This is a genomic window from Synechococcus sp. EJ6-Ellesmere, assembly GCF_024345875.1.
Classification (GTDB): Bacteria; Cyanobacteriota; Cyanobacteriia; order PCC-6307; family Cyanobiaceae; genus Regnicoccus_A; species Regnicoccus_A antarcticus.
On sequence record NZ_JAGQBY010000043.1, the window covers coordinates 1 to 19,431 of the forward strand.

At 61.0% G+C, this 19,431-nt stretch carries 19 protein-coding genes; 16 read left to right on the forward strand and 3 right to left on the reverse strand.

What is annotated here, in order from left to right:
• Positions 1 to 128 precede the first annotated feature (128 nt).
• From KBY78_RS06435 to KBY78_RS06490, 12 genes are all read left to right on the forward strand, one after another.
• Positions 129 to 1,556 (forward strand): hypothetical protein, encoded by a 1,428-nt coding sequence (locus KBY78_RS06435; RefSeq protein ID WP_255142895.1) that lies wholly within the window; start codon positions 129 to 131, stop codon positions 1,554 to 1,556.
• Positions 1,557 to 1,828: 272 nt separating this feature from the next.
• Positions 1,829 to 2,752, forward strand: a complete 924-nt coding sequence (locus KBY78_RS06440; protein WP_255142896.1) for a glycosyltransferase family 4 protein — start codon at positions 1,829 to 1,831, stop codon at positions 2,750 to 2,752.
• On the forward strand, positions 2,749 to 3,861 hold the full coding sequence (locus tag KBY78_RS06445) for a glycosyltransferase family 4 protein (protein WP_255142897.1): 1,113 nt from the start codon (positions 2,749 to 2,751) through the stop codon (positions 3,859 to 3,861). Before KBY78_RS06440 ends, KBY78_RS06445 begins: the two co-directional genes overlap by 4 nt.
• A complete protein-coding gene (gene asnB, locus KBY78_RS06450) occupies positions 3,862 to 5,688 on the forward strand; it encodes an asparagine synthase (glutamine-hydrolyzing) (protein ID WP_255142898.1) in 1,827 nt (608 codons plus the stop codon).
• 89 nt (positions 5,689 to 5,777) lie between these two features.
• On the forward strand, positions 5,778 to 6,611 hold the full coding sequence (locus tag KBY78_RS06455) for an FkbM family methyltransferase (RefSeq protein WP_255142899.1): 834 nt from the start codon (positions 5,778 to 5,780) through the stop codon (positions 6,609 to 6,611).
• A 10-nt stretch (positions 6,612 to 6,621) separates the two neighbouring features.
• The gene (locus tag KBY78_RS06460) at positions 6,622 to 7,467 is read left to right on the forward strand and encodes an aldo/keto reductase (RefSeq protein ID WP_255142900.1); all 846 of its coding nucleotides are present in this window, start codon (positions 6,622 to 6,624) and stop codon (positions 7,465 to 7,467) included.
• A 10-nt stretch (positions 7,468 to 7,477) separates the two neighbouring features.
• Positions 7,478 to 9,055 carry a GMC oxidoreductase gene (locus tag KBY78_RS06465; protein WP_255142901.1) on the forward strand — a complete coding sequence of 526 codons (1,578 nt, stop codon included), beginning with the start codon at positions 7,478 to 7,480 and terminating at the stop codon, positions 9,053 to 9,055.
• 55 nt (positions 9,056 to 9,110) lie between these two features.
• Positions 9,111 to 10,289: a glycosyltransferase gene (locus tag KBY78_RS06470; RefSeq protein ID WP_255142902.1), complete on the forward strand. Its 1,179-nt coding sequence runs from the start codon at positions 9,111 to 9,113 to the stop codon at positions 10,287 to 10,289.
• The gene (locus KBY78_RS06475; protein WP_255142903.1) at positions 10,282 to 11,091 is read left to right on the forward strand and encodes a glycosyltransferase family 2 protein; all 810 of its coding nucleotides are present in this window, start codon (positions 10,282 to 10,284) and stop codon (positions 11,089 to 11,091) included. The genes KBY78_RS06470 and KBY78_RS06475 overlap by 8 nt, the downstream gene beginning before the upstream one ends.
• A complete protein-coding gene (locus tag KBY78_RS06480) occupies positions 11,081 to 11,749 on the forward strand; it encodes a bifunctional 2-polyprenyl-6-hydroxyphenol methylase/3-demethylubiquinol 3-O-methyltransferase UbiG (protein ID WP_255142904.1) in 669 nt (222 codons plus the stop codon). The genes KBY78_RS06475 and KBY78_RS06480 overlap by 11 nt, the downstream gene beginning before the upstream one ends.
• A gap of 394 nt (positions 11,750 to 12,143) precedes the next feature.
• A complete protein-coding gene (locus tag KBY78_RS06485; RefSeq protein ID WP_255142905.1) occupies positions 12,144 to 12,299 on the forward strand; it encodes a hypothetical protein in 156 nt (51 codons plus the stop codon).
• A 243-nt stretch (positions 12,300 to 12,542) separates the two neighbouring features.
• Positions 12,543 to 13,076, forward strand: a complete 534-nt coding sequence (locus tag KBY78_RS06490) for a hypothetical protein (protein ID WP_255142906.1) — start codon at positions 12,543 to 12,545, stop codon at positions 13,074 to 13,076.
• Between the two features lie 15 nt (positions 13,077 to 13,091).
• On the opposite strand, the gene KBY78_RS06495 is transcribed toward KBY78_RS06490, so the two are convergent.
• Complete coding sequence (locus KBY78_RS06495; protein ID WP_255142907.1) at positions 13,092 to 14,168, reverse strand: AAA family ATPase; 1,077 nt, start codon at positions 14,166 to 14,168, stop codon at positions 13,092 to 13,094.
• Between the two features lie 18 nt (positions 14,169 to 14,186).
• On the opposite strand from KBY78_RS06495, the gene KBY78_RS06500 reads away from it, so the two are divergent.
• From KBY78_RS06500 to KBY78_RS06510, 3 genes are all read left to right on the forward strand, one after another.
• Positions 14,187 to 14,381, forward strand: coding sequence for a hypothetical protein (locus tag KBY78_RS06500; protein ID WP_255142908.1), 195 nt, complete (start codon positions 14,187 to 14,189; stop codon positions 14,379 to 14,381).
• Between the two features lie 119 nt (positions 14,382 to 14,500).
• Positions 14,501 to 15,637 (forward strand): IS5 family transposase, encoded by a 1,137-nt coding sequence (locus tag KBY78_RS06505; protein ID WP_255142909.1) that lies wholly within the window; start codon positions 14,501 to 14,503, stop codon positions 15,635 to 15,637.
• Positions 15,638 to 15,641: 4 nt separating this feature from the next.
• Complete coding sequence (locus tag KBY78_RS06510) at positions 15,642 to 15,959, forward strand: hypothetical protein (RefSeq protein ID WP_255142910.1); 318 nt, start codon at positions 15,642 to 15,644, stop codon at positions 15,957 to 15,959.
• Positions 15,960 to 15,986: 27 nt separating this feature from the next.
• On the opposite strand, the gene KBY78_RS06515 is transcribed toward KBY78_RS06510, so the two are convergent.
• Both KBY78_RS06515 and dnaG read right to left on the reverse strand, forming a co-directional pair.
• The gene (locus tag KBY78_RS06515) at positions 15,987 to 16,724 is read right to left on the reverse strand and encodes a hypothetical protein (protein ID WP_255142911.1); all 738 of its coding nucleotides are present in this window, start codon (positions 16,722 to 16,724) and stop codon (positions 15,987 to 15,989) included.
• Positions 16,725 to 16,752: 28 nt separating this feature from the next.
• Positions 16,753 to 18,825, reverse strand: coding sequence for a DNA primase (gene dnaG / locus KBY78_RS06520; RefSeq protein WP_255142912.1), 2,073 nt, complete (start codon positions 18,823 to 18,825; stop codon positions 16,753 to 16,755).
• Between the two features lie 76 nt (positions 18,826 to 18,901).
• On the opposite strand from dnaG, the gene KBY78_RS06525 reads away from it, so the two are divergent.
• The coding region (locus KBY78_RS06525) for a DMT family transporter (RefSeq protein ID WP_315856641.1) at positions 18,902 to 19,431 on the forward strand (530 nt) is incomplete at its 3' end.

A 19,431-nucleotide genomic window follows, 5' to 3' on the forward strand; every position in this document is an offset into this window, starting at 1 on the left:
AGTGCTCCGAACAGGGTCACAGACCGGCCCACCTCTTGCCACGACTGACGCTTGAAGAGCTGAGCCGTCAGCACCGGCTACGCCGGTGCTGCTCCTCCTGAATTACACCACTTGCTGGGACGCTGCTTATGAACACACTTTCTTCAGCTGCCAAAAGAGGTTATTCGAATTGGCAAACATGGGGCTGGAGTGCTTCTATCTTCATGGCTTTTTGGGGGCTATTCACTATCAATCCAATTCCATCTGCAATAGCTGCTCTGTTGCCGATGGTACTTTGTTCCATTCTCTGGAATTCCAAACAGCCTCAAGTGCCTATTTTTGCGGTTTGGATGCAGAGCTTCCCTGTGATTGCAGCGGTTATCAACGCGAATAGGATTAATCTAAATCTTGATTCTGCACTTCCTAATAATGCCTACCTTAATACTTTTCTTTATGCTGCTTCTGGGATGATTGTGCTTGCCTATGGCCTGAGAAGCGGGTTGCTTAAATCCTGGGCTAATCAAGAAGAGGCACTGAATGGCATCCTTAAAATTAATGATGCGAGGGCTTTTAGGCTCTATATAATTTTCTTTGGTTTTAGCTTTATCCTTCCCAGCGTTGCCTATCATTTTTCAGCTTTAACACAGTTCATTCTACCTTTATCACTTATTCGCTATTTTTTTGCTTTTTTAATTTTTCAAAAAAGTTTGCTAAGCCGTCATTTTCCTCTAATTGTATTTTTTATCCTTCTTGCTGAAGTGGCCATTGGCTTTACGGGTTTCTTTTCTGGATTTAAAACCATCTTTTATGTTTTTGCAGCCGCAGTTCTTGCTTCATCGATCAACCCCTTAAAGTTTTTACGGCCACGCATCTTGCCCTGGATTCTAGCGTTAGTTTTATTGTCTTCTTATTGGCAATTTATTAAGCCGCCGTTCCGAGGATTTCTTGATCAAGGAACTAACACCCAAAGTGTTCGCATTGGTTATGGCGAAATCGCGAATTTTCACCTTGAACAATTCTCTAAGTTTAGTTTCCAAAATTTCCTTGTTGGATTTGATTCAGGATTAGAGCGTATTTCTTATCTTGATTACTTTGCTGGTTCAGTCAATCATGTACCTTCGTTGAAGCCCTATCAAAATGGCCGATTGTGGTCTGAGGCAGTTCAATTTCTGATCCCCCGCTTTTTGAATCCAAACAAGCTAATTGCAAACGACTCCGATCGAACAAATCAATTTTCTGGCCAACCTGTAGCTGGTGCTGATCAAGGAACTTCTATCAGTATAGGCTACTTTGGCGAGAGCTACATCGACTTTGGCTTTCCGTTGATGCTTTTGCCGATTGCCTTGATGGGTTGGATTTGGGGAAAGCTTTATTCACTGATTCTTTTAATTAAACCCTTTACCCCCTTGAATCTTGCTGTTGCAACGCTTTTTCTTTTATCAAATGCCGCTTCTTTTGAAGCCTCAAATCTTAAATTACTTTCTGGCTCGATCATTTACTTTATTTCTTTCTCTGTTTTTTGCAGATTTTTTGGTTCTCGGTTTTGGCGATATCTTACTCCCGGTGGATTGCCTTAGTTAAGTATATGGCAATAAAGCTGGCCATTGTAGTATCCCATCCTATTCAATATTACGCACCTTGGTTCCAGGCACTTTCGTGCGAATCCGATCTTTCTAGCAGAGTTTTTTATCTGTGGAATTTTGGCGTTTCCGAACGTGAGGATTATGGTTTTCAGGTGACATTAAATTGGGACATCCCTCTGCTACAAGGATACGATTATTGCTTCGTGCCAAATCAAAGCAACTCTCCCGGGTCGCATCACTTTCGCGGCCTCCATAATCCCGCACTTGTGAATGCCATTCTTGAATGGCGGCCCGATGCGGTGCTCCTCTTCGGCTACGCCTACCTCAGCCACCTGCGCCTGTTGCTCGATCCACGCCTCTGGCGGCTGCCGATCCTGCTGCGCGGAGATTCGCACTATCTCGCCCGCCGCCGCGGGCTCAAGCCCGCCCTGGCTGCTCTTGGCCGGCGCCTTCTCTTCCGCCGCTTTGCCGCCGGCCTGCCGGTGGGCCAGGCCAATGCCGTCTGGATGGCCCAGAGCGGCATCCCGCGCCGGCGCCTGTTCCTGGCGCCCCACGCCGTGGACAACGCCCGCTTTCAGGCCGCCGCCCCTGAGGCCGAACTGGCCGCCCGCGCCTGGCGCCAGCAGCTGGGGATTCCTGCGGCGGCACCGGTGGTGCTCTTCGCCGGCAAGTTCGAGGCCAAGAAACGACCCCTCGATCTGCTGGCCGCCTTCGCCGCTCTGCAGCATCCCACCGCCGTGCTGGTGTTTGTGGGGGCTGGCCCGCTGGAGGCCGAGCTGCGCCGCCGCGCTGCGGCGCTTGCCCCCGGCCGGGTGCTCTTGCAGGGCTTCCAGAACCAGAGCGCCATGCCCCGCACCTACGCCCTGGCCGATCTGGTGGTGCTGCCCTCCTTCGGCTCCGGCGAAACCTGGGGCCTCTGCATCAACGAAGCGATGAACCTGGCCAAGCCAGTGATTGTGAGCAGCCATGTGGGCTGCGGGCCTGATCTGGTGATCCCCGGCCAAACCGGCTGGATTGTTCCCGCTGGCGATGGGGATGCCCTCAAGGGCGCCCTGGCCAAGGCCCTCAGCGATCCGCAACGGCTGAAAACCATGGGCCGGGCCGCTCGCGCCCACATCGAGCACTACAGCTACGCCGAGGCGACAGCCGGCCTGAAGCAAGCCCTCCAGGCGGTGCTCGCGCGCCCGTGAAGCCGATCGACCTGCTGCTGCCCGAGCTCTTTGCGGCCGATGGTGGCATTCAACGCTATTCCCGCACCTTGATCCAAGCGCTGCAGGTGGTGCAGCCCCACGCCCCCCTGCGGGTGTTCATCCGCAACGATCACCCCCAACACATCCCCACAAAGCCTTGGCCCGGCATCAGCTGGCACCCAGCCCGGGGCTCCAGCGCCCGCATGGCCCGATCGCTGGCCAGGGCCGCTCGGAACCAGCGGCCCCAGTTGCTGCTTTCCACCCATCCAAACTTCGCACCCCTGCAAGTGCTGCACCACAAGCTCACGGGATCCCCCAGCTGGTGTAGTGCCCATGGCATCGAGGTGTGGGATCTACGCCGTGGCCCCAAACGCTGGGCCCTGGCGCGCCTGCAGCGGCTGCTGCCGGTGAGCCGCTTCACCGCTGCGCGGCTGCAGCTGCAGCTGGGAGCTGGCTGCCCTCCCATCGGAGTGCTTCCCAACAGCTTCGATCAAACTCGGTTTTCCCCTGGAGCGCGTTCCCCACAGCTGCTGCAGCGCTATGGCCTCCACTCCGGGCAACCGCTGATCTTGAGCCTCAGCCGCCTCAGCCAGGCCGACGCCTACAAGAACCTCCACAAGCTGATCGAAGCCCTTCCGGCCCTGCTGGCCCGCTGGCCCGCTCTGAGGCTATTGATCGCCGGCGAGGGCGACGACAAACCCCGCCTTCAATCCCTGGCCAATCAGATGGGTGTGGGCCAGCAGGTGATCTTCAGCGGCCGGATCGCCGAAGCCGAGCTGGCCGATCACCATCGCTTGGCCACGGTGTTCGCCCTGCCGAGCACCGGTGAAGGCTTCGGGATCGTGTTCCTCGAGGCCCTCGGCTGCGGGCGCCCGGTGCTCGCCGGCAACCGCGATGGCTCTCTGGATCCCCTGGGTGATGGCCGCTTCGGGCTGCTGGTGGATCCGCACCTGCCCCTGGCACCAGCTTTGGCCTCGCTGCTGGCCCGGCAAGGAGAAGATCTCTGGTTTCAGCCGCAGGCGTTAGCTCAGGCTGTGGGGGAGGCCTTCGGCTTTGTCGCGTTCTGTGAGCGCCTTGACGCCCAGCTGGCCACTCTGGAGGTGGGCTGAATGTGCGGCATTGCCGGCATCCTCGCTGGAGCGCCAGGACTGCACGCCAGCGCTGCCTCCGCCATGGGCGTCGCTCTGGCCCACCGCGGCCCCGACGATGCCGGCCTCTGGCGCAGCCCACGGGGCGATTCTGCTCCCGTGACCCTGGTGCACCGGCGCCTGGCAATCCAGGATCTCTCGCCTGGCGGCCACCAGCCGATGCAATCGGCCTGCGGCCGCTACGTGCTCGTGTTCAACGGCGAGATCTACAACCAGCACGCCCTGCGCGGCGATCTTGAGCGCCAGGGCCACCGCTTCCGCTCCAGCAGCGACACCGAGGTGCTGCTGCAGCTGCTGATCCGCTATGGCACGGCCGCCCTGCAGCGCCTGCAGGGGATGTTTGGCTTCTGCCTCTGGGACAGCCACGAGCAGCGGGCCATGCTCGCCCGCGACCCCTACGGCATCAAGCCTCTCTACCTGTGGCAAGGGCCAGGCGGCCAGCTTCTCTTCGCCTCCGAAGTGCGAGCCCTGCTGGCCAGCAACCTGATCCCGCGGCAGCTCGATGCCACGGCCCTGGCCGGCTTCCTGGCCAGCGGCAGCGTGCCCGAGCCGCGCACCCTGGTGGCCGGCATCACGAGCATGCCGGCTGGCTGGCTGGGTGAGTGGCAGACCGGCCGCTGGCAGATCCAGCCCCATTGGCAGCCCTCCTATGCCCCCGGCCTGCTCCTGAACCGAGGCGATCAGATCGCGCTCAGCCGCCAGGCCCTGGCAGCCTCGGTGGAAGCGCACCAGCTCTCCGATGTGCCGGTGGGCCTCTTCCTTTCCGGAGGCCTGGATTCCTCAGCCTTGCTCGCCTTGGCAGGCGGCCAACGGATCACCACCCTCTCGATCGGCTTCCAGGAAAGCGCCTACGACGAATCCGATCGAGCCGCTGCAGTGGCGCGCTATTTCGGCAGCAGCCACGTGCCACTGCAGCTCGATGCCGCCAGGGCCTCAGAGCTGCTGCCGGCCTTTCTGGCGGCAGTGGATCAACCCAGCATCGATGGCTTCAACACCTATTGCGTGTCGCAGCTAGCCCATGAACAGGGCCTGAAGGTGGTGCTCAGTGGCCTCGGCGGTGATGAGCTTTTCGGTGGCTATACCAGCTTCCGCAAGATTCCTCGGCTGCTGGCCCTGCACCGCAGCTTGGGCCCGTCTCGGGCAGCTGCAGCCTGTTGGCTTGAGCGCTCCGGCCAGCACCAGCGCCTGCGCCTTGCCGCCTTCTTGTGCGGGCCGGCCACAGCGGCAGCGGCCCACCGCTGCCTGCGTGGCATATTTAGCCCTGGAGAGGCCGCCGTGTTGTTGCGGCACTGGGGCCTCCCTGAGGATGCCGTTTCAGATCAAGCCTTCATTGAGGCCGGCAACAGCGGCTGCCCTACCCAGGCAGATGCGATCGCCTGGCTGGAAAGCAGCCGCTACATGGGCCAGCAGCTCCTGCGCGACAGCGACACCTATTCGATGGCCCACGGCCTGGAGCTGCGAATTCCGTTCGTGGATTCCCAGCTCTTCCGCGAGCTCGCCCCCTTGCCCGCCCCCACCCGCCTCGCCCGCGGCAAAAAGCTGCTCCAAGATGCCGTGCCGGAACTGCGCCAGGCCCTGCCGCCGGCAGCGAAGCGTGGCTTTACGTTCCCCTACGGCGTGTGGTTCGACCAGCCAGGTTCCCTCCTCCAACCCGGAAGTGCAGACCATCCCCTGCCGCCTCTGCCCACCGGGCTCGACCTCCAGCCCTGGCCTCGCCGCTGGGGGCTGATGGCATTGAGATATTGGCTAAACTTGCACCTTGGACAAAATCTAATTGGTAAGATATGACTCTCGCACTCTCAGGCCACAGGCCAAAGCCTGCTATTACCAATTCAGGCCAACATCCCTGGGCCATCTGAACACTCTAAACTAACACAATGATGCCAATTTCAAAAAGTCTGGCCAAAAAAATGTTGTGGGGGTTAGGCCGCCCTTTTCATAAAGCAAGTTCATGGCCCTGCCGGGTTCTCGCAGGCCCTGCCAAAGGATGTGTACTGTCTCTTGACATAAGGAGCCAGGGTTCTTATTGGCTTGGATCTTATGATACATGGATCCTTAATCGCCTCAATCCGATTTCGCACCTCCTTGCCCTTGGAGACACAGCTTGGGATTGCGGAGCTTTTGTTGGCTATTATACGGCGATTTTCAGAAAAGCTGTAGGCCCCACAGGACATGTGCATACATTCGAGGCTTCACAGCGGAATTTCAGCAACCTTAGGCTTCTTCCAGCCTTAAACAACTGGAATAATGTTGCCATTCATCACCTTGCCATCGGGCCTGAACATTGCACAATCAACTTTGCCGGCGACTTAGGTGGCTCGTCTGGTCCTCTAGATTTAAGCAAGAGTTACCAAGGAACCCCAAAATCGGAGACAGTTCGCTGCTCAGGCCTCGATGAGCTATTAATAGATTACAAGATTAAGCCTCCTAGGCTGATCAAACTAGATCTCGAATCGGCCGAGGAGCAAGCACTTCATAATGGAAATAGATTGTTCAGCATCCATCGCCCCAAAGTGATTCTGGAGTGGCATGGGGAAGGGGTACTGGATGCCATCTCTCGTTTTCTGGAGATCTACCGTTACGAAGCCTGGGATGTTTTAAATTATCAGCCCAATGAAGCCCTACGAAGCAAGCCACTTGATCCGTTGCGACTTCATGCTTGTGCAAGCGAAGGCATGAGTAATACTCTCATTTGCATACCAAAATCTTGAATATTCTGCCATGAAGAGTCTTTCTCGACTTGGATATGGATGCGTACGCCTCACATCGTGCAGAAATCTTTCTGACGCACAGACCTTAATAAACAAAGTTCTCGCCAGCAACATCCGTTATTTCGATACTGCACCTGCTTACGGGCAAGGATATTCAGAAAAAATATTGGGCACATGCCTAACCAAATCTTTAGTGCCACGAGAAGAATACATTATTTCAACAAAATTGGGAACCTGGCCTCATGGGAACACAAATATTCCAACCCCCCTCGCTCTACGCCTGAAACAGCTGGCAAGGAAGGTTAATCGATTACGAGCAGGCAAAGAAAATGCACACGGCCTGAATTATCCAAATGAGTCAGTTGCTTGGCAGCCCGCGGCGAATCCAACATTGCTAAGCCTAGCCGATGCAAGAAACACAGTCGAAAAAAGCCTAAAAGCCTTAAAAACTGATTATCTTGATATACTGTTGCTACACGAGTTGTTGCCATCCTCTCTGACAGACAAGGCTAAGGATTACCTTTTCACCTTAAGGACCCAGGGCATCATTAATAGGCTTGGCATTGCTGCGAATGGCTCAAACTATTTAAGTCACACCCAAGGTGATTTTAGTGGCTGGGATGTTCTTCAGTATGAATATGGAGCAAACTGGCCTGCTCATGATACATTAAAAAACCAATTTCCATTGATGCATCACGTGATCCATAGCTGCGTGGGGAAGCGAAGATTTGGCGACCTACTCCCCACAGAATCCCTGAAAAAGACAATACAACAATTTCCCCAGGGCACCGTTCTCTTCTCATCACTGAACCCTGAGCATATTAGGCAAAATGCTCTTATTGCGAATATAGCCTAATCAATAGACGATGCGTCACATAGATTTTGAAGTAAGCATTCCAGATTCCACAAACTACGATGTGATCGTAGTCGGTTGCGGAGCAGCTGGGATATTCTGTGCTTCAAAACTAGCCAGTCAGGGAAAGTCGGTGCTAATTGTTGAAAGTGGAGAAGAGAGCGAAATAGATAAATATCAAAATCTTAATTCAATCCAGGAGATTGCAAAAAAACAATCGAATCCAATCTGGAATCGGAAGCGGATGCTTGGTGGAACCACCACTGCTTGGGGTGGGCAGTCATTGCCATTCTCTCCCATAGACTTTACAGCCAGAAAATGGATGCCTGGTGATTGGCCGATTAAATACGAAGACTTGCAGGAGCATTATATCATAGCCAATCAGTTTATGGGAGTCGATACATACAACTATGATTCCGATATAACTCAGCTAACTGGTGTACAGGATCCAGGTTTCAATAATGTGAATATCTGGTTTCATTTTTCAAAGTGGGCTCCTGAGCCGAACTTCTGGAAGCTGAAGCATCAAGGCCTTCCTGAAACATGCTTTATCCTGTATCACGCACATTGCACAAGGTTAATCTGGCGAGACAAGCACTCCATTGATGGCATTGAAATAGCGTCTCTTTCCGGAAAGCGACTTACTGTTTATTCAAAGGCTGTTTTCCTTGCTACAGGTGGTATCGAATCAACCCGAATGCTCTTGCTAAGTGCAGAAGATCCTAATTCTCCGCTTGCGCAAGCATCCCCTTGGCTAGGCAAAGGGTACATGGATCATCCATCGATCGAAGTAGCGGAGGTAATTGGCCTTACACCTCTAAAGCTATACAAGCTTCAAAAGCAGTTTGGTACTCAGCTTTATCGTTCTTGGAAGTACTCAGTGCGAATGAGTGCATCCACTGCGTGGCAAGCAACAAATCAGCTTCCCAATATCTCGTCGCATTTTCTTTTTTTGCCACATCACACCCGCGATTGGCTCGGTAATTTACGATCAGCCTTACAGCAACCTTCTGTTATAAACGCCTGGAGACTGCTCCGTGTTTGTCATCTAGTTATTCTTGGCTTGATTATTCTTGCCGCAAAGCGTATTGTTTACAGAAGCAATGCGAAGACTGTTGTTTGCATTATGAGTGAACAGCCTGCAACATCCGAAAGTTGCGTCACATTGGCTGATACTCTTGATCCCTTTGGCCTTAAGCAGGCATGCATCCACTGGACAATTGATCCCGTTGTTGGCAAAGGGATTGCCGCATTTAGCCAGCTGCTTAAATCAGAACTAAAAGGATTAAATATTTGCGAACTGAAGTTGGACCCAATGTTAAGTTTGCTACCTCAAGAAATCGTTAACTTAACATCTGATGTCAATCATCATATGGGTGGTGCAAAAATGAGTTCCACGCCTGAGGGCGGTGTCGTGGATCAATGGATGCGCCCATGGGGTGTCACTAACTTATTCGTGTGTAGCGCCTCTGTTTTTCCTACATCCTCCCATTCCAATCCAACCTTGACCCTTCTAGCATTGTGCTCTCGCCTCTTAACACGACTATCGTCACTTGCCAATCTCGATAGCCTTAATGAAGGAAATCTTTGATTGCCCCCCGTGATCCGTTTTGGCTTTTGGTAGTTCGATTTGCAATTCAAAAGACGTGAGGGTTCTCCACCTCATCCCCTCGATCAGCCCCCTGCGCGGCGGCCCCAGCCAGGCGGTGCTCTCGATGGTGGCCGCCCTGCGCCAGCAGGGGGTGGACTCCTCAATCCTCACCACCAACGACCACGGCCCCGGCGTTCAGAGCGCCATGCCCCTGGGCCGCTGGCACGAGCAGGAAGCTTTAGGGCAAGCCGTGCCCGTGCTCGCCTTCGGCCGCTGGAACCCGCCGCTGCGGGCCGTTCGCGAATTCGCCATCGCGCCGGGCTTCAGCCGCTGGCTGGGCCAGCACGCCCATGCCTACGACCTCGTACATGTGCATGCGCTGTTTTCTTACACCACCTCCCTGGGCATGGCCCAGCTGCGTCGCCAGGGGGTGCCCTATCTGCTGCGCACGATCGGCCAGCTGAACCGCTGGAGCCTGGGCCAGAGCGCCGGCCGCAAGCAGCTGTTCCTGAAGCTGGTGGACCAGGCCAATCTGCAAGGCGCCCGAGCGCTGCACTTCACCAGCGAGGCGGAACAGCAAGAGGCCGCCGACCTCCATGTTCAAACGTCATCTTTCGTGCTGCCCCTTGGGGTGCCCGAAGCGCCTGCTGCTGTTGATGGGTCTGCCGAAGTGGATCAGCTTCGCCCCACGCGTTTTGTCTTCCTCTCCCGCCTCCATCCCAAGAAACAGCTGCCGCTGCTCTTTGAGGCGCTCACCCTGCTGCAGCAAAGGCAACCCGCGCGCCCCTGGCAGCTGGACATCGCCGGCGAAGGGGATCCGGCCTATGTGCAGGAGCTGCGCGGTCGCACCCAGGCCCTCGGCATCGCGCACCAGGTGCACTGGCATGGCTTCGTGGGAGGGGCCGCCAAGCAGGCCCTGCTTCAGCAAGCGGATTGGTTTGTGCTCCCCTCTGCGTCTGAAAACTTCGGCATCGCCGCCGCCGAAGCCCTGATGGCCGGCACCCCGGTGCTCCTCTCCCCCGGCGTGGCCCTGGCCGCTGATGTGGCCGCCGCCGGAGCAGGCGTGATCTGTGAACCCACCCCGGAAGCCCTCAGCGCCTGTCTAGAGCGCTGCCTCGAGCCGCCACCTGCTGAAATGCTCCGGGCGGCGCGGCAGCTGGCCGAAACGCACTATGGCTGGCCCGCAATCAGCCGCCAGCTGATTCAGCACTACGAGGAGGTGTTACGTGGCTGAATCCACCTCGATGAATGTGCCGCCTTGGGATGCGCTCAAGCAGGTCACCCCGCTGGTGATCACCTACAACGAAGAGCCCAACATCGGCCGCAGCCTCGAAGGCCTGAGCTGGGCCGAGCGCATCCTGGTGATCGACAGCGGCAGCACCGATCGCACCCTCGAGCTTCTCGCCGCAGTGCCCCAGGTGGAGGTGGTCCACCGCCCCTTTGATTCCTTTGCCGCGCAGTGCAATTTCGGCATCAGCCTGATCCGCACCCCCTGGTGCCTCAGCCTCGATGCCGACCACCGCATCACCCCCGCCTTCCAGGCAGAACTGGCCCAGCTGATCGCCACCGCGCCTGCTGATCTGGCTGCCGTGGTTACCCCTTTCCGCTATCTGGTGGCCGGTAAGCCCCTGCGCGGCACCCTGCTGCCGCCGCGTATCAACCTGATGCGCCCAGGCGGCGGCCACTACGAAAACGACGGCCACTCCCATCAGTTTGTGCCATCCGGGCGCACCGCCACCATGCGCGAGCCGGTGCTCCACGACGACCGCAAACCCCTCAGCCGCTGGCTCGCCAGCCAGCAGCGCTACCTGCAGCAGGAAACCCAGAAGCTCTACAACACCCCGCGCCAGCAGCTGGGCCTCAACGATGCCCTGCGCCGCACCCATGTGATTGCCCCCTTTGCGGTGCTGGCGCTCTGCCTCATCTGGCACCGCGGCCTGCTCGATGGCTGGCGCGGCTGGTTCTACGCCTTCCAGCGCATGTATGTGGAGACCCTGCTCAGCCTGATGCTCTGGGAGGCCCGCCGTGGCACCTGATCCCCACCTGGCCGACTACGGCTGGAGAGATAACACGCCCCACACCGAGGCGTACCTGTACAAACCCCTGCAGCTGCTGCTGAGGGATTTCGTGCCCCCCCCCCCCGCAGGGCAGGCGTCACCGGCTCCGCGGCCAACCGTGCTCGATCTGGGCTGCGGCAATGGTGCGCGGGCAGAGGCGTTGCACAGCTGCGGCTACGAGGGGGTGGGAGTGGACCCCAGCGCCAGCGGCATCGCCCAGGCCCGCCGGCGGCTGCCATCCATCCCCTTCCACCAGGCCCCTGCCGATCCAGCTGCGCTGGCGCAGCTGCAGCTGCCCGTCTTTGATGCGGTGCTGAGCACCGAAGTGGTTGAGCACGTCTACAGCCCCCGCCAATGGGCAGCAGCGGCCTACGCAGTCCTCAAGCCCGGCGGCGTGTTGATCTGCTCCACGCCATACCACGGCTACCTCAAGAACTGCGCCCTGGCCCTCAGCGGCAAGCTCGACGCCCACTTCACCGCCCTCTGGGACGGCGGTCACATCAAGTTCTGGAGCCGCCGCACCCTCACAGCCCTGCTGCAAGAGGCCGGCTTCCAGGTGGTTGCCTTCCGCGGCGCCGGCCGCTGGCCCTGGCTGTGGAAGTCGATGCTGCTGGCTGCCCGCAAGCCGCTGACGTGAGCCGCTCCGGCTGCAGCCCGTGCCCCGTCCCCTGCCACCAGCAGCCCGTGCGGCTTACTTAGCTCCCTCAGCTGTTCAGCCCGTACAGATTGATGGACTCCGGCGCTGGCTGTTTTGATCACCAGTGAACTACTCGCCACCGAGCTCGCCCGATTGGGGTAATCATGCAGGGGCTTGCTCAGCGAAGAGCTCATTGTTTTTGCCCTTTTTATGCTTTTATGCTCATAAAAGTCAATCGAGGCTGCCCTCTGTCGCCCGGGCGGAGCGCCGTCCGCTCAATCGTCCAGCAGGCGGTTGAAAGGTCCCAGCCCCCGGTTCTGACGGCACGGACTGTGGTGAATGACCTGCTGACCCTGACAGAATGGAGCGGGTCCACTGACCTGGAGCTGAATCGATGACGCAAGCTCTGTCTGCAGCGGTTGCCTCCGCGGCCAAGCTCCCAGAAGAGGAGCAGAACGTGCTGGCTGCGATCCTGCTTGAGGAAATGGCCAGTGAAGCCATTCAAGATTTCCAGGCTGGGCGCGTGAAGCCGATCGATGAGCTGCAGTGAACTCAGTTACGTCTGATCAGTTCAGGCAGCTCTACTCCGAGGCGCCCCTCGAAAGGAGACGAAAGATCAACGCTTCGATGAGCGGGTCAGGCCGGTGGACGTGATACTGGAGCACTTCTCCCAGATCAGCAACACCAGCACGATCGAAACCCAGCTGCTGCTGCTCAAGGACATCCGCCGCACCCTGGGGCGCTGAAGCCGCTGGCGTCGATAGCCTTGAGGCTGCATCAGTGGGCACGTGTCATGGGCCATCCCCCAGACCTCGACGGGCCGCTTCCAGACATCTACCGCTCCCGAGAGGCCTTCTTTGCCTCCCTGCCGGGCTGGCGGCGCTTCCTGGCCAAGCTCAACTGGCACCCCATCATTGATCTGATGGTGAAGCGCTATGCATGGGAACAGGAAGACGCTCGCCTGGACAGGTTGGCCAGCGCGGCGAACAGCCCAACCGGCGAAGCCCTCTTGGCCGAGCTCACTGCCGAGCTCAACCGGCGTGGCGATACACGAACCACCATCACAGACCTGCCAGCGGAGCCCACGGACCCCCGCCCTGAACAGGTCAGCACAGCACCCAGGCAGCCCTCCAGGCGCAATGCCGTCAAGGCCACCCTGCTGTTGCTGTTGGGCATCGGCATCGCGATCCTGCTGTTCACCTCCCCCTGGTTCTGGCTGCTGCTGCTGGCAGGCTTTGCCGTGTGGGTCGTGGTCGGCTTGCTCGGTTTCATCTGGAAAGCGATCTACGACACCCTCCAGGAAGGGGATCAGCCCCCGCCACCCTGATCGCGGCTCCAACCACTACAGCGCCAATCGCGCCGTGCCAGTCATCAAATATTGAATCGCCTCCCGTCCCCGGCGGGGCAAAGCATCAACGGCGCCGGCCTCAATCAACTGCTGGAGGGTCTGCGATACCGAGGGTTGCTTCCCCTGCCACAGGTCCACCAGCTGGGCCTGGGTCTGGGTCGAAGCCGAATCCTCCTTCGCCCAGCCCAACAGCCGCTCCCAGGCGGTGTCGCCCAGTTGCTCCCGTAGCTCGGCCTGGTTGCGTTGCCGCAGCGTGAGCAGCAGGTCGTCCAGCCCCACTGGCGCCACCTCGGCCCCAGCGCTGGTGAGCCCCAGCAGGGCTGTGATTCCATCCTCCAGGGCTTTCAACAGGCCGCGCAGATCGCCGCGGAACAGCTCGTAGAGCCGCTGCACCACGGCAATGTCCACGGGGGAACGCCAGGGGCTGCTCGGATCAAGCTGCAGCGCCTCATACCGATTGGCCAGCAACTGCTCCACATCCCTCAGCGCTAGCGGCTTCAGCACCACCGTGCGTACGGCATCGGTGGTGCCCACCACGATCAGATGCAGGCCGTCGTGCCGCGACGCGTCTGCCTCACTGAGATTTTCGAGGTTGTTGAGGTGCAGCACGATGCCGCGGGCGCCCTGGCCGATCGCGTAGCGGAGCAGGTCGCGCAGCACCCGCGGACCATCCAGCAGCAGCGCCCCCGGCGGCGGGGCCACGCTCTCGCTCTGGCTGCCGCCGCGCAGGCGGATGCTGCGCACCAACTGTTGGGCGGCCTCCACCTCGGGTCCCGCTGCCGTTGGGCAGTTCGCCAGCACGGCGTCGTAGACACCCGAGAGCAGCTGGCCGAGCAGGTGTTCGCTGGCGCCTTCGGCGTTGATCGGGATGATCTCGTCGGAACTCCAGTAATCCCCAGCCTGGGCGTTGGCTTTTACCGTTTGCACCAGGGTGGTTTTGCCGATGCCAGGGCGGCCTGCCACCGCCTGTCTGGAGCTGGCACTGCTTCCGATCGTGGTAAGCAGCAGCTGCCGCTCCCGTTGCCGGCCCACAAACAGGCGCAGCGGCGTGACCTGCGAATCCGCCCGCAATGTGTGTGGTGCGACGTATTGGCAAAGAGCTGCGACCAGCCAATACTGGACACGTATTGGCCGATCTGGCAATACAAAGCCGGCGCCTGGCCCGGCCTGATCACGGTCCAGCGCCCCTTTGATTCCTTCGCCGAGCAGTGCAAGTTCGGCCTCAGCCTCGATGCCGTCCATCGCATCACCCCCGCCTTCCAGCGCATGGTTGTGGAAACTTGATGGTCTGAGGCGCCACCCCAGGAGTCGTTCCGGCTGCAGTTCGTGAGGCCAGCTGTTGCGATTTAGGAGTTTGCTGAAAAACCAGGCCTGCGCGAAAATGGGTCAACCGCTCAGTCCAGATGCGAGGTCACCGGGAGCGCAGCGGCTCCCTGTTCTCCTACGTGTCGATCGAGGAGCGGATCCCGGCCAGCCATCCTCTGCGGCGGATCCGGAAATTGGCGGATCAGGCACTCGATCGGCTCAATCCCACCTTCTGTGAGCTGTACGCCGCTGAAGGCCGGCCATCGGTGCCACCCGAGCAGCTGCTGCTGGCTTCGTTGCTGCAGGCGTTCTATGGCATCCGCTCGGAGCGGCTTTTGCTCGAGCAGCTCGACTACAACCTGCTGTACCGCTGGTTTGTGGGGCTGAGTCCGGACGATCCGATCTGGCATCCCACCACGTTCACCAAGAACAGGGAGCGCCTCCTCAATGATCAGGTGATGGGGCGCTTCCTCGAGAAGCTGATGGGCGCCCCGGAGGTCAAGCCGCTGCTCAGCGACGAGCACTTCTCAGTCGATGGCACCCTGCTGCAGGCCTGGGCTTCCCATGCCTCGCTGGAGCGGATCGATGGGCAGGACGATCCACCACCGCCACCATCAGGCCCTGGCGAGGGTTTCGGGCAACCGAAAAGGGACAGGAAGCGTGCGAAAGGTGATTTCCGCGGCGTCAAGCTCAGCAACGAGACCCATCGCTCCGGCACGGATCCTGACGCGCTGCTCTGCCGTAAATCCAAGGCCCATCCAGCGCTACCCAGCTACCGGGGTCACGTGCTCATGGACAACCGCCATGCACTGATCGTCGATTGTCAAGTGACGAAAGCCACGGGCACCGGGGAGCGGGATGCGGCCAAAGAAATGGCGGCTGATCGTCCCGGTGCCCACCAGAAGACTGTTGGTGCCGACAAGGGTTACGACACCAAGGGCTTTGTCGCCGAGATGCGCCGCATCGGCGTCACGCCGCATGTGGCACAGAACACCGCACGCACCGGCGGCTCAGCCATTGATGGCCGCACCACCCGCCACGAGGGCTACGCCACGTCGATCAACGCCCGCCGCGGTATCGAGAAGGTGTTCGGCTGGATCAAACAGTGGGGCGGTCTGCGCCAGTTCAAACTGCGCGGTACCGAAAAGGTAGGCGCGGTGTTTGGCCTGCACGTGATCGCCTACAACCTGATCCGGCTGGGCAACCTGCTCAAACCGGCGATGGCGGCGGCATGAACAGGTGGTTGCCCAGAGCTGTGGCCAGGCGACGGCGATCAGGGAGGCCCAACGGGACAAAACGCCTGAATTCGGTCGTCCTGAGCCGCTGATTCCCAGCAAATCAGCCCTCCTCCGGAGCGCAATCAGCTCTCCGGAGGGGGAAAACGCTGCCATTCAGGCGGTTTTTCCGCAAACTCCTAGTGAGCGACGCACCGGAGTTCTCCCTAGGAGCGGCGACAGCAATGCCAATCCCACCGGTGGCACCCGCCAGGTGACCTACAAGCTGGTGCCGGGCGAGGCGATGGGGCAACTCGAGCCGGTGCGGTCCACCCAGTTCTGAGCAGAAGGCAGCCAGGCCTTGCCTGGATCAGAGGCCGCGTGGCGGCGCGGCGATGGCGGGCCTGTCGCAGGGCAGGGGATGGGTGGGGCTGGCGTCGTCGTCGGTGTTGAGCATGGCCACGCCCGGGAGGGCGCTGCGCAGGGGTTCAGCCGGGGGCGTTGAAGGATTGCTCGGATAGCCACGGCCGTTGAAAGGCAGACGGGCGTAGTAGCCGTGGCCCGCATCGATCCGCACCCGGCTCATCAGGTCTCTCCAGCCGTTGTGCCGCTGGTCGCTTACCACCAGCGGCGGCTTGAACAGCGACATCTGTGACACCAGGCGCAGACCCTTGCCTTTGGGTCCGCTCTGGAACACATAGGCGTTGCAGCCGCCGGTGCCGCAGGTGTAAGGGCCGATGACGGTGGCCACCAGCTCGTCCTGCCGGTCTCCGTTCAGGTCGATGCGGTTGTAGGCATAGCGCAAGGGGCCCGCCGCGTGGCAGGCGTTGCGGCGCTGATGGATCTCGGCCTGACGCCATTCCGCCGTGCCCGGGTCGGGCCCATGGCCCTGGTCGTCCAGCACCGATACGGGAAACAACTCCTGTTGCAGCGCCTCCTCGAGGAATCGGTTCGCTGTGGCGATCGGAGCCACGGTCTGACGGATCCGGGGGGCTGGACCGCTCAGCTGGGCTGATGCGTTCTGCAGGGTTCCGGCCAGCGCCAGCAGGGCGGCAGCGGTGGCCAGGGCCGCCGGGCCGATCCGGAAATGCGGGATGCCAGGGGCCATGGGGTTGCGGGGCGAAGGCGAGTGCAGCTCAGCTGGCCAGCCGCGCCGCCGCCAGGGGATCGGCGCAGCGCTGCTGGTCGAGGTGGCTGATGTGTCGCCGTTCGTTGTAGTACAGCTCCTGGAAGCGCAGGGCATCGCCGTTCAGTTCGCTGAACATCGAATCGATCCTGCTTTCCATGCTCAGGGCAGCGGCGGCGCTGGCCTCCGCCTCACTCTCCTCCAGCAGCCGGGCGATGCAGCGCTCCAGCGTTTCCAGCCGCTGAGACCCCCAGGCATCAAGCAGATGGCGGCAGCGCTTGAGGCTGCGCTGACGCTCCAGCACCGCCGTGGTGCCGCGCAGCTGCAGCAGGGGTTCAGCCAGGGCCATGCGTTGCAGTTCGCTCGGCTCCAACAGGGGGGTGAGCCTGTTCAGCAGCTCGCTTTCCTCCACCAGCAGCCGGTCGCTCAGCAGACGCGGCAGATCCAGATCGGCCAGATCGTCGCCCGGATCGCTGCCCCGGTTGATCGCCTCCAGCCGGCCGACGCCGAGGTTGTCTTCTTCCAGTTCGCTGATGCTTGCCCAGAGCAGGCGGTGGTGGGCGATGGCGAAATCCTCCAGCTCCCGCTGGCGCAGCTCCCGCCTGATGGCGCCGCGGTGGCGGCCGGCATGCAGGTAGAGCCGCAGCAGCTCCGCTTCGGCGCGCTCGCGCAGGCCGATCTCCCCGGGTTGCTCCCAGCGGCTGGCCCGGCCATGCCAGCGTTCCCCCTTCACCTGCTGGCGCAGGTCTTCCTCCAGCTTCTGGGCCAGCCGCGCCTGGCCACCGCTGAGCCGCTCGGCCACCTGCTGGAGGTAGTGGCTGCGCACGGCGCTCTGGGGCAGCTTGCCCAGCAGTTCCACCAGCGCCGCCACTGCCTGCTGGAACTGGTCGGAGCGGGCCAGATCCTTGCCCTCCAGCGCCTGCTCGATCTGCCAGTCGAGCCAGAGGGGTGCCCGCTCCAGCAGGGCCCGGTACTCCCCGGCACCATGCTGCTGGAGGAATTCATCGGGGTCCTTGCCGGCGGGCAGGTGCAGCCCCCGCAGCTCCAGCTGACCCTGCAGCGCCTGCTGCTCCACCGCCCCGATCGCGCGCTGGGCGGCGCGCACGCCGGCACCGTCGGTGTCGAAATTGAGCACCAGGCGGCGGCTGTCGCAGCAGCGGCAGAGCTGGGTGATCTGCTGGCTGCTCAGGGCCGTGCCCAGCGACGCCACCGCATTGGTGATGCCAGCGGCATGGAGGGCGATCACATCGAAGTAGCCCTCCACCACCACCGCCTGGTCGTCCTTGCGGATGGCGTTGCTGGCGCGATCCAGGCCGAACAGGTGCTTGCCCTTCTCAAACCCCTCCGTTTCCGGCGAGTTGAGGTATTTCGGCTCGCCGCCATCGAGGCTGCGTCCGCCGAAGCCGATCACCCGGCCCTGACGGTCGCGGATCGGCACCATCACCCGGTGGCGGAAGCGGTCGTAGAAGCCGTCGCCGCCCTTGCGCGGCACCACCAGCCCGGCCGCCTCCAGCAGCTCCGGCGCCAGGTTCTCCACCTGGCCGAGGTGGTTGAGCAGACCGTCCCAGCGCTCGGGCGCATAGCCCAGGTCGAAGGCGTCGATCGTGCCCTCACTCAGACCCCGCTCCTTGCTGAGGTAGGCCAGGGCGCCGGCGCCTTCGGGGCTGCGCAGCTGGCTGCGGAACCAGCCCGCCGCCAGGCCCAGTGCGCGCAGCAGCGCCTCACGGCGGGAGAGCTGCCTGCGCAGGCGCTCCTGCTGCGGTCCATCCAGCGTTTCCACCGGCAGCTGGTACTTGCGCGCCAGATCCAGCACCACCTCGCTGAAGCTGATGCGCTGCAGCTCCATCAGGAACTTGATGGCGTTGCCGCCGGCCCCGCAGGAGAAGCAGTAGTAGAACTGCTTGGCGGGCGACACCGTCATCGACGGCGACTTGTCGTCGTGGAAGGGGCAGATCCCCACGAACTCCCGCCCCTTCTTCTTGAGCACCACGTGCTCGCCCACCACATCAACGATGTCCGCGCGCTCCTTCACCGCTTCGATCGTGCGGGGGTGGAGGCGGGCGTGGGGTTGGGACTGGCTCAAGGGATGGCGCTACCGCTGGGGTGGCTCTGGACCCCATTCTGCCCCACCACACCAGAAGTGGTGCGTCTCCGATCCAGTGCAGCCCCCGGCCTGGCGGGCGGGCCTGTGGATGGTCGCCAGCGCCCTGGCCTTCAGCCTGATGGGGGTGTGCGTCAAGGCCCTGGGCGGCCGCCTGCCGGTGGCGGAGGTGGTGCTGGCGCGGGCGCTGGTGAGCCTGCTGATCAGCTGGTGGATGCTGCGGCGCGCCGGCCTCAACCCCTGGGGCCAGCGGCGGCGGTTGCTGGTGGGCCGCGGCATCCTCGGCACCGCAGGGCTCTATTGCGTTTACCTGGCCCTCACTGGCCTGCCGCTGGCGGTGGCCACGGTGCTGCAGTACCTGCACCCCACCTTCACGGCCCTGCTGGCCTGGCCGCTGCTGGCCGAGCGGCCGGGCTGGCGGGTGTGGGGCGCCGTGCTCCTGGGTTTTCTGGGGGTGGCGGTGCTGGCCGCTCCGGGCGGGGCCGGGGCGGTTGGTGCCGGTTTTGGCGCTGCTGCTGACGCTGGTCTGCCGGCCCTGCCGCTGCTGTTCGCCCTGGCCGGTGCCCTGCTCTCGGCCCTGGCCTACGT